The 8,243-nt window shown below is 63.4% G+C and carries 11 protein-coding genes; 5 read left to right on the top strand and 6 right to left on the bottom strand.

The window, feature by feature from the left end:
- Positions 1 to 233: 233 nt before the first annotated feature.
- Complete coding sequence (locus tag DU505_RS22065) at positions 234 to 791, bottom strand: helix-turn-helix transcriptional regulator (protein ID WP_220251007.1); 558 nt, start codon at positions 789 to 791, stop codon at positions 234 to 236.
- A gap of 212 nt (positions 792 to 1,003) precedes the next feature.
- Here DU505_RS22065 and DU505_RS22060 point away from each other — a divergent pair, with 212 nt between their 5' ends.
- On the top strand, positions 1,004 to 1,582 hold the full coding sequence (locus tag DU505_RS22060) for a superoxide dismutase (protein WP_114481120.1): 579 nt from the start codon (positions 1,004 to 1,006) through the stop codon (positions 1,580 to 1,582).
- 361 nt (positions 1,583 to 1,943) lie between these two features.
- Positions 1,944 to 2,552 (top strand): FMN-dependent NADH-azoreductase, encoded by a 609-nt coding sequence (locus DU505_RS22055; protein WP_114481119.1) that lies wholly within the window; start codon positions 1,944 to 1,946, stop codon positions 2,550 to 2,552.
- A 93-nt stretch (positions 2,553 to 2,645) separates the two neighbouring features.
- On the opposite strand, the gene DU505_RS22050 is transcribed toward DU505_RS22055, so the two are convergent.
- Entirely contained in the window at positions 2,646 to 3,713 is a 1,068-nt protein-coding gene (locus tag DU505_RS22050) for a metal-dependent hydrolase (protein WP_114481118.1), read from the bottom strand.
- A gap of 54 nt (positions 3,714 to 3,767) precedes the next feature.
- Positions 3,768 to 4,304: a DNA-3-methyladenine glycosylase I gene (locus DU505_RS22045; protein WP_114481117.1), complete on the bottom strand. Its 537-nt coding sequence runs from the start codon at positions 4,302 to 4,304 to the stop codon at positions 3,768 to 3,770.
- A 91-nt stretch (positions 4,305 to 4,395) separates the two neighbouring features.
- On the opposite strand from DU505_RS22045, the gene DU505_RS22040 reads away from it, so the two are divergent.
- From DU505_RS22040 to DU505_RS22030, 3 genes are all read left to right on the top strand, one after another.
- Positions 4,396 to 4,890 carry a DUF411 domain-containing protein gene (locus DU505_RS22040; protein WP_114481116.1) on the top strand — a complete coding sequence of 165 codons (495 nt, stop codon included), beginning with the start codon at positions 4,396 to 4,398 and terminating at the stop codon, positions 4,888 to 4,890.
- A 36-nt stretch (positions 4,891 to 4,926) separates the two neighbouring features.
- Positions 4,927 to 5,367, top strand: coding sequence for a lactoylglutathione lyase (gloA, locus tag DU505_RS22035; protein ID WP_114481115.1), 441 nt, complete (start codon positions 4,927 to 4,929; stop codon positions 5,365 to 5,367).
- 245 nt (positions 5,368 to 5,612) lie between these two features.
- Complete coding sequence (locus DU505_RS22030; RefSeq protein ID WP_114481114.1) at positions 5,613 to 6,068, top strand: META domain-containing protein; 456 nt, start codon at positions 5,613 to 5,615, stop codon at positions 6,066 to 6,068.
- 57 nt (positions 6,069 to 6,125) lie between these two features.
- Here DU505_RS22030 and DU505_RS22025 read toward each other — a convergent pair whose 3' ends face one another.
- The 3 genes from DU505_RS22025 to DU505_RS22015 all read right to left on the bottom strand — a co-directional run.
- Entirely contained in the window at positions 6,126 to 6,872 is a 747-nt protein-coding gene (locus DU505_RS22025; RefSeq protein ID WP_245948140.1) for a phosphatase PAP2 family protein, read from the bottom strand.
- Positions 6,873 to 7,032: 160 nt separating this feature from the next.
- Entirely contained in the window at positions 7,033 to 7,815 is a 783-nt protein-coding gene (locus DU505_RS22020; RefSeq protein ID WP_114481112.1) for a 3-hydroxybutyrate dehydrogenase, read from the bottom strand.
- A gap of 21 nt (positions 7,816 to 7,836) precedes the next feature.
- Positions 7,837 to 8,243: TRAP transporter large permease subunit (locus DU505_RS22015; RefSeq protein ID WP_147273117.1), on the bottom strand; the 407-nt coding region annotated here is incomplete at its 5' end.

Here is an 8,243-nt window from a genome sequence, read left to right as displayed (position 1 = left end):
ATGCTAATGTGATTCATGGATGGACCCTCTCTTCAAGATGCCGTGTGGTGCCCCATGCACCCAGATGGCGTTGCAAACTCATCTTGGCACAGGGAGGGACGGGTCCATCCCATTTCCTACAGCTGCGTGGCACCGCTGGTGGAAAGAGACGCTGTAGGAGCGCTCGGTTCGGCGCTCCGAGTTCCCATCGCGACTGGCGCCGTCAGGCGCCTTGGCGGAGACCGCAGCGCCAGCTATGAACCTCCTTGCTTGATGATCCGATAGGCGCAGCGTCGTGCCCCCTCCAGGATGTGCTCGACGCGTTCGACGCTGACGTCCGGGCCCAGCACGGCGTGAAACACCTGCAGTTCGGAGTGGCAGAAGGCGGGACAGGTGCGGGCGGCGCTGCAGATCGGGCAGTGGTTCTCGATCAGCAACAGGCTGCCGTCCGCCTCTTCCTGCCATTTGGCCATGTAGCCTTCGCGGCTGCGGATCTCGGCCAGGCGCGCGACCCGTGCCGCCAGCGTCCCGGCATCGGCCAGCTCGCGGCGATAGTGTGCCAGGGTCTCGGCGCCACGGGCCTCCACCAGGCGATCCAGCGCCGCTTCGCCCAGAGTGTCGCGCACACTGATGATCAGCCGAGAAGCGAGCTCGGCGTGAGTATCGGGAAAGCGGCCGTGGCCGGCCTCGGTGAGGCGCCACTCGACGGCAGGGCGGCCGACGCCACCCGGTCGCGAGCGCTGGGCCACCAGCCCCCTGCGAGCAAGCTTGCTCAGCTGCTGGCGAGCGTTCTCGCCGGTGGTGCCGAGCATGTCGCCCAGCTCCGCAGCAGAGTGCGGCCCGCGGGATTTCAGCAGGTGTAGCAGTCGCTCCGCGGCTGTATCAGCCGGTTTTTCATTAGGGTTGCTTGACATGGTGCCCGTTGGAATTAATCTAGTGTATGCTTGGAAAATACCGACGAGGCGGCCAAGAGGCAAGTCCGGATCGCCTCCATTCCCACCGTGAAAGCAAGGAGCAAGACCCGATGGCATTTGAATTGCCCGCACTGCCCTACGAAAAGAATGCGCTCGAGCCGCACATCTCCGCCGAGACGCTCGAATACCATTACGGCAAGCACCACCAGGCTTATGTCACCAAGCTCAACGAGCTGGTCGAAGGCACCGACAACGCCAACAAGTCGCTGGAAGAGATCATCAAGAGCGCCTCAGGCGGTCTGTTCAACCAGGCGGCTCAGGTGTGGAACCACACCTTCTACTGGCACTGCCTGTCGCCCAACGGTGGCGGTGAGCCCAGCGGTGCGCTGGCCGAGGCGATCAATGCCAAGTTCGGCTCCTTCGACAAGTTCAAGGAAACCTTCAACGCCAACGCCGCCGGCAACTTCGGCTCCGGCTGGACCTGGCTGGTCAAGACCGACGATGGCGGCGTGGATATCGTCAATACCAGCAACGCCGATACTCCCATCGCCCATGGCCAGACCCCGGTACTGACCATCGACGTGTGGGAGCACGCCTACTACATCGACTACCGCAACGCCCGTCCCAAGTACCTGGACAGCGTATGGAGCCTGATCAACTGGGATTTCGTCGCCCAGAACTTCAGCTGATACCGGGCGCCGATCCGGCGCCCTGAGACGCTGACCAGGGCCCTGCCGCATGCGGCAGGGCCCTTGTGTTTGCTGATGACTCACCTTGATCAGTGAAAGTGCTCGGATGGTCAAGAAGTTATAAGTCGTCCCCCGATAACGATTTCCCCACCGACGATGCCACGCTGCTTTAGGAGTCGCTTCAGCTCCGGTCCGACGCATCGGCGACTGGAGGCCGGAGGCCTCCCGGCGGGGTGCTCTGTGTTTTAGTCAAATCCTTTCGATTTAATCGTCTTTATCTGGCGAAATGTTGCGCTTTTATACGATTATTTGGATCAATAGAATGGGGGCTATCCATCGTCATCGTTTTCGGAGAACCGCCATGACCACTCGTGCACTCGTCGTCACCTCGTCCATCCTCGGCGCCCAGGGTCAGTCCCTTGCCCTGGCCGATCACTTCACCGCGCGTAGCAAGGAGCGGGCCGCCCTCGAGATCACCCGCCGCGATCTGGTGGTCGACGAATTGCCGCATCTCGGGGTCGACGAGCTCTCCAGCTGGCAGGTGCCGGCAGCCGAGCGCACGCCCGAGCAGCGGGCCCTGGCGGGGCGCTCCGATGGCTTGATCGACGAGCTGAAGGCGCACGACGTCCTCGTGCTGTCGGTGCCCCTGTACAACCTGGGTATTCCCTCCCAGCTCAAGGCCTGGTTCGACAGGGTGCTACGTGCCGGTGAAACCTTCCGCTATACCGACAAGGGTCCCCAGGGCCTGGTGGAGGGCAAGCGCGCCGTTATCCTGGCGGCCCGCGGCGGGCAGTATGCCGGCAGTGAGCTGGACAGCCAGACACCGCACCTCAAGAGCATGCTGGGCCTCATCGGCATCACCGATGTGACGGTGGTGTTCGCCGAGGGGCTGGCCATGGGGGAGGGGCATCGCGATGCCTCGCTCAAGGAGGCCAGGCAGGCCATCGATGGGCTGGTTACCACTCTCTGATTGAGTCAGACCGCTTCGGCTGAGTCGACATAGCGCATAGGGGCGGCCATGGGCCGCCCCTATGCGTCGTGCCTGCGATAGGACTAGGCCGCTTCAGCATGACGCTGGTATGTCGACCACCCACCGGTCGGCGACGAAATCACTGGTACAGAGCGGGGGTTCGGGGCTGAAGATGCGTGAGGCCAGCAGCCCGAGGGCACTCAGGTCGGCGCGCGCATCCGAATTGAGTAGCTCGGTGGGAACTGCCGGACGCCATTCGTTACCTTCCCGGTCCGCCAGGGTGAAGCTGAAGGGGTGAAAGCCGGGAAAGCCGAGGCGCAGGTCAGTGGCCACCAGGGTTGCTTTACCTTCAAGCTCGCGGACCTCATAGCGCAGAAAGGGGCCGGCGAACCAGTCGAGCCGCTCTCCCCGGTCGAGCGCGAGTGCGGTGGGCTCCAGCTCGGCGCCGCGTTCGAAGGTTTCGAAGACGGGCACCCTGTTGCCGTCGAAGACGCTCATCAGGGCTTCGTGATGCTGTGCCTCTTCGATGATGGTCACACGCCACAGCAAGGTGTTGAAGGGGGTGGGCTGAACCAGGTGCGGCGTTCCCTGTAGCCCCTGCTTGGCCAGCACCGGCTCGAGGCGGTACTCCACCAGCGTCTTGGCACCCATGGCGAACAGCAGGTAGGCGCTGGAAAGCGCAAGTCCCCAGGCGGGGCCGCGTTGGCCGTTACCGGTGACCAGCCCCACGCCGAGGCCTGCCAGCAGCGGCAGGGTGTAGACGGGATCGATGATGAACACCACCGGCCAGGCGCTGGGCGACCCCTCCATCGGCCACCATAGCTGTGTGCCGTAGGTGGTCAGCGCATCGAGCAGCGGGTGAGTGACCAGGCAGAGTACAAAGAAGGCCCCCCAGTGGCGAAAGCCGATGTCTCGGGCCGGAGCGAAGCGGGTAGCGATCAACGCCAGGAGCGTGCCGAGACCGGTGAGCACGAACAGCGAATGGGTGAAGCCCCGGTGCTGGGTGTAGTTTGCCACCGCATCGCCGTAGTCGATGAAGACATCCAGATCGGGCAGAGTCCCCAGCAGCGCACCGACCACCACTGCCTTGCGGCCCAGTCGGCGGCCGAGAACGGCGCCCCCCACCGCCGCACCCAGTGCCGCCTGAGTCAGGGTATCCAAAGGGGGCGCCTCCTTTTGCGGTTATCTGTTTCCCTGGGCAAGGCAAACAACCGGTCAGGCTGTCTGCCAGGCTGGGCCTGCCGTGAGTATGCTGGCATGGACCGGGCAGTCGGCGCGATGGGCGCCGGGCAGGTAGCCGGTACTCATCAGGAATTCGCCGACGATCTCTGGCCCGGTGAAACGGAAGGTCTTGCGAAACAGCTTGACCCAGTCGGCATGGGACAGCGGATGGTGGTGGTCCAGCCAGGCCTTGAAGCTGCCATGGCCTCGGCAAAGTGCCTGGACGACCCCGGCGTTATGGATCACGGCATCCACCTTGAGTCGGTTGCGAATGATGCCGGCATCGCTCAGCAGTCGTTGCCGTTCGTCTACCCCATACGCGGCGATGCGATCGATGTCGAAGTCATCAAAGGCGAGGCGAAAGGCATCGCGTTTCTTCAATACGGTCAACCAGGAGAGCCCCGCCTGGTTGATTTCCAGCACCAGCCGCTCGAAAAGCACCTGGTCGTCATCGACGGGGAAGCCATACTCCGTATCATGGTAGGGGCCGTGAAACGGGTGTCCCGGTGCCAGATCACAATAATGCGACATTTCGCCGTCTCCGCTGTCTTTGCTATTGGCAAGCCCGCATCGGCTTGTCACGATTCCATTATCTGGCGTCAACGCTTCAGGAGTCACTAGCATGAAAACCCTAACGGTAAACCGCAAGACGAGAAAGGCGGCGGCGCTCTCCCTGTTGGCTGGCGGTGTCTTGGCCCTGTACCTTGCCTTGGCGCCCGGCACCAGCACGCAGGCAGGTTCGGTGGTAGAGATGTACCAGGACCCCAACTGCGGTTGCTGCACTGACTGGGCCGACCACCTCAGGGATGAGGGCTTCGAGGTTCGCCAGCACAAGACCCGGGACATGCGCTCGGTGAAGGTGGAGCACGGCGTCACGCCAGAGCTCTCTTCCTGCCACACGGCGCTGGTCGATGGCTACGTGATCGAAGGCCATGTGCCCGCCGCCGATATTCGTCGTCTGCTTGAAGAGAAGCCCGATGTGGCAGGACTGACGGTGCCGGGCATGCCCCACGGTTCACCGGGCATGGAAACCGGTCGCTACGACGATTACGCCGTGCTGACCTGGCAGCATGAGGACCGGACACCGGCTATCTTCAGCGAATATACTCATGATTGAGAAACTCCCCTGAACGAAACGTCATAGAGGTGGCCCATGCAATTTCTGCACACCATGGTGCGCGTCAGCGACCTGGATGCGTCGCTGCGCTTCTACTGCGACCTGCTCGGACTGAAGGAGGTACGCCGCAAGGAGAACGAGAAGGGGCGCTTCACCCTGGTATTTCTGGCAGCGCCGGAGGACGAGGCGCGCTCGGCCGAGCTCAAGGCTCCCGAGCTGGAGCTGACCTGGAACTGGGATCCCGAAGAGTACACCGGCGGGCGTAACTTTGGTCACCTGGCCTATCGGGTCGATGATATCTATGCCCTGTGCGAGCGGCTTCAAGAAAACGGCGTGACCATCAATCGGCCACCCCGTGACGGCCATATGGCCTTCGTGCGCAGCCCCGACGGCATCTCCATCGAGCTGCTGCAGAGGGGCGAGGCGCTTCCGCCCAGCGAGCCCTGGCTTTCCATGGAAAACACCGGCACCTGGTAAAGGAAACACTGCACAAATGCCTGCGCGAGCGAATCGCTGCGTTGCGCGGTGCCGAAGCGTCGGACCGTCGGACCCTCACCTATACCCCATAGGCTCCGGTCTCTGCGCTCCGTGCGCCTTGCGACCCACAGGGATGTGGGAAGTGCGTTGGTTCGTCGGGAACGAACCTAGCCGCTTCATCTCGCTCGTCAATTTTTTCAGCGCTTCCTAATACCTGCGTAGAGCAACAAGGAACGAATCTTTCAATGAACAAGACTCTCTCTGGCCGAGCGCTGCTGCTGGTGCTCGTCGCCATGACCCTGGCTGCGTGCGGCGGTAAGCCCTCCGAACCGACACGCGATGAAGCTCCTCGGGCCACTAGCGACCACCCGGTGGTGGGACAGCGCTGGAACCTGCTGCTGGTCGGCACCGATGAGCGTCTCTCCATGCCCAACACCCCCCATTTCGTGATTGCCCCCGACGGCCGCGTCTCCGGCCATGATGGCTGCAACGCGATCAATGGCAGGGTGCAGCTGGGTGACGGCAATCGTATCCAGTTTCGCGAGCTGGCCGGCACGAAAATGGGCTGCCCACAGCTCGACGATGCCCGTCGCGTCACCACCATGATGGAGTCCGCCTACCGCTACCTCATCGATCACGACCGGCTGGTGTTCTTCGGCCCGGATCAGCGGGTGTTAGGCGGCTGGCGCAAAGCCAACTGACGAGAGGAGAGCGTTGCGCGTAACGCAACGTCACTCCTTCGGGACTCTTTAGGTAGTTCACAGGTGGCTCAACTGTCCGGGTAGGGCGTTGCGTACCCGGACCATCCCGGCGGTAAGGGCTCGCGACAGGCCCGGTGCCAGCGGCGTAAGCAGTATCCAGGGGGCCACGAGCAGGTTGATGGCAATGGCCGCGAAGTAGACGTCGCTGAACCAGTGGGCACCGCTGAGGATGCGTGGTGCGCTGAGCAGCACGGCGAACAGGGCGCTGACCAGCATTAGCTTGAGCCCTGCAAAGCGCCACATGAAAGCGGTGAACAGCAGCAGGTTCACGCCGTGGTCGCCGGGGAAGCTGCTGCCGGAGCGATCCTTGCTCCAGAAGTCGACCATCTCGGTGATCAGGTTGACGTTCTCGTACACCAGGGTGGGGCTGGGATGGGTGTAGGGCACCCCCATGCGAACGCCCTGGGCGATGAAAACCGCCGAGAGCAGCATGGCGACGCCGATGCCGCCCCAGCGCAGCAACCGGTGCTCCTGCTCGGGGTCGCGGCTGATGGCCCAGAGATAGAGCGCCAGCAGATTCAACAGGCTGAAAACATCGAACAGGCGATGGTTGGTCGCTGCCACGAACAGCACCCAGGCTTCGTTCTCTTCGCTGAGCCAGGCATTGGTGGCGAAGAAGACGACATCGTCGATCTCCGTCCAGAACATCAGTCCGGGGGACACCCAGGACCACACCAGAATGGCGCCCAGGAGATTGAAGAGCAGGATGCGTCCAAGCGCGAAGTGGGTTTCTATCTGGGGCATGGGCGGTGGCACGAGCTGTAGGAAGTGAGCGCCCATTTTAGGCGAAACCCGGGTGGCAGAACAGCGTTCCCTAATGGTGGTGTCAATTGGCCGGCCCTTGCTCTTGTGGCCGTTCCCTGCGCCAGGCAGTCGCTTTGGGCGACGGCCTGGCGAGTTCGCGCTACTGCATATACCAGCCGTGGCTGGCCACTATCGACTGGCCCGTGAGCGCCGCCGTGGGGAAGGCGGCGAGGTGAAGTGCCACCTCGGCGATATCGTCCAGGGTGGTGAACTCCCTGTCCACGGTGTCCTTTAGCATCACGTCGCGTATCACTGCTTCCTCGGAGATTCCCAGCGCGGCGGCCTGTTCGGGAATCTGCTTGTCGACCAGCGGCGTACGCACGAAGCCGGGACAGATGACATTGGTACGCACCCGGTGCGGCGCACCCTCCTTGGCCACCGTGCGGCATAGCCCCAGCAGGGCATGCTTGGCTGCCACGTAGGGGGCCTTGAGCGGCGAGGCGAGCTTGCTGTGCACCGAGCCCATGTAAAGCAGGCAGCCGCCGCTCTCCTGCTGGTACATCTGGCGCAGGGCGGCACTCGTCAGCAGGAAGGCTCCATCCAGGTGCACCGAGATGACCTTGCGCCAGTCAGCGAAGCTCAGGGTATGCAGCGGCTCGATATGCTGAATTCCGGCATTGGCGATGGCGATGTCCAGGCGCCCCCATTCCTGGACGACCCTCGTGACACCGGCCTCCACGGCGGCCTCGTCGGTCACATCCATCGCCACGGCCATGGCCACGCCGCCTCCCTCGCGGATGGCGTTCACCGCGGCTTCGGCGGCCTCGAGGTTGAGGTCGGCAATCGCGACCCGGGCACCCTCCCTGGCGTAGCGTTCGGCGATGGCGCGCCCGATACCCCCTGCTGCGCCGGTAATCAGGGCTGTGCGGTCAGTCAGTTGCATGAGCGTATCTCCGATTGAGGGTCAGTTGCCGCTGTAGACCTGCGAGGGCAGCCAGGTGGCCAGCGGCTCGTAGAAGAACACCAGTGCCAGCCCCAGCAGCTGTATGGCCACGAAGGGCGCCACGCCCTTGTAGATGTCGACGGTAGTGATGCCCGGCGGACAGACCCCCTTGATGTAGAACAGCGCGAAGCCCACCGGCGGCGTCAGGAACGAGGTCTGCAGGCAGATGGCGAAGAGGATGGCGAACCACACCGGGTCGACGCCCAGGCTGAAGACTACCGGGGCCACCAGCGGCAGGATGATCAGCGTGATCTCCACCCAGTCGAGGAAGAAGCCGAGCAGGAACACCACCAGCATCACCGTCAGCACCACCCCGGCGGGGCCGAAGGGCAGCCCGGTGATGGCATCGCGGATCACGTCGTCGCCGC

Source organism: Billgrantia montanilacus, from assembly GCF_003336675.1.
In the GTDB taxonomy this organism is placed as follows: domain Bacteria; phylum Pseudomonadota; class Gammaproteobacteria; order Pseudomonadales; family Halomonadaceae; genus Halomonas; species Halomonas montanilacus.
The sequence above is the reverse complement of the archived record's forward strand: the minus strand, read 5'-3'. Positions and strand labels throughout refer to the sequence as shown.

Bases quoted from the DNA above. Each gene is read 5' to 3' on its own strand.
- DU505_RS22045 (WP_114481117.1), bottom strand. From the start codon at position 4,304: ATGTCGCATTATTGTGATCTGGCACCGGGACACCCGTTTCACGGCCCC.
- DU505_RS22040 (WP_114481116.1), top strand. From the start codon at position 4,396: ATGAAAACCCTAACGGTAAACCGCAAGACGAGAAAGGCGGCGGCGCTC.
- DU505_RS22065 (WP_220251007.1), bottom strand. From the start codon at position 791: ATGCTCGGCACCACCGGCGAGAACGCTCGCCAGCAGCTGAGCAAGCTT.
- DU505_RS22025 (WP_245948140.1), bottom strand. From the start codon at position 6,872: ATGCCCCAGATAGAAACCCACTTCGCGCTTGGACGCATCCTGCTCTTC.
- DU505_RS22060 (WP_114481120.1), top strand. From the start codon at position 1,004: ATGGCATTTGAATTGCCCGCACTGCCCTACGAAAAGAATGCGCTCGAG.
- gloA (WP_114481115.1), top strand. From the start codon at position 4,927: ATGCAATTTCTGCACACCATGGTGCGCGTCAGCGACCTGGATGCGTCG.
- DU505_RS22055 (WP_114481119.1), top strand. From the start codon at position 1,944: ATGACCACTCGTGCACTCGTCGTCACCTCGTCCATCCTCGGCGCCCAG.
- DU505_RS22030 (WP_114481114.1), top strand. From the start codon at position 5,613: ATGAACAAGACTCTCTCTGGCCGAGCGCTGCTGCTGGTGCTCGTCGCC.
- DU505_RS22020 (WP_114481112.1), bottom strand. From the start codon at position 7,815: ATGCAACTGACTGACCGCACAGCCCTGATTACCGGCGCAGCAGGGGGT.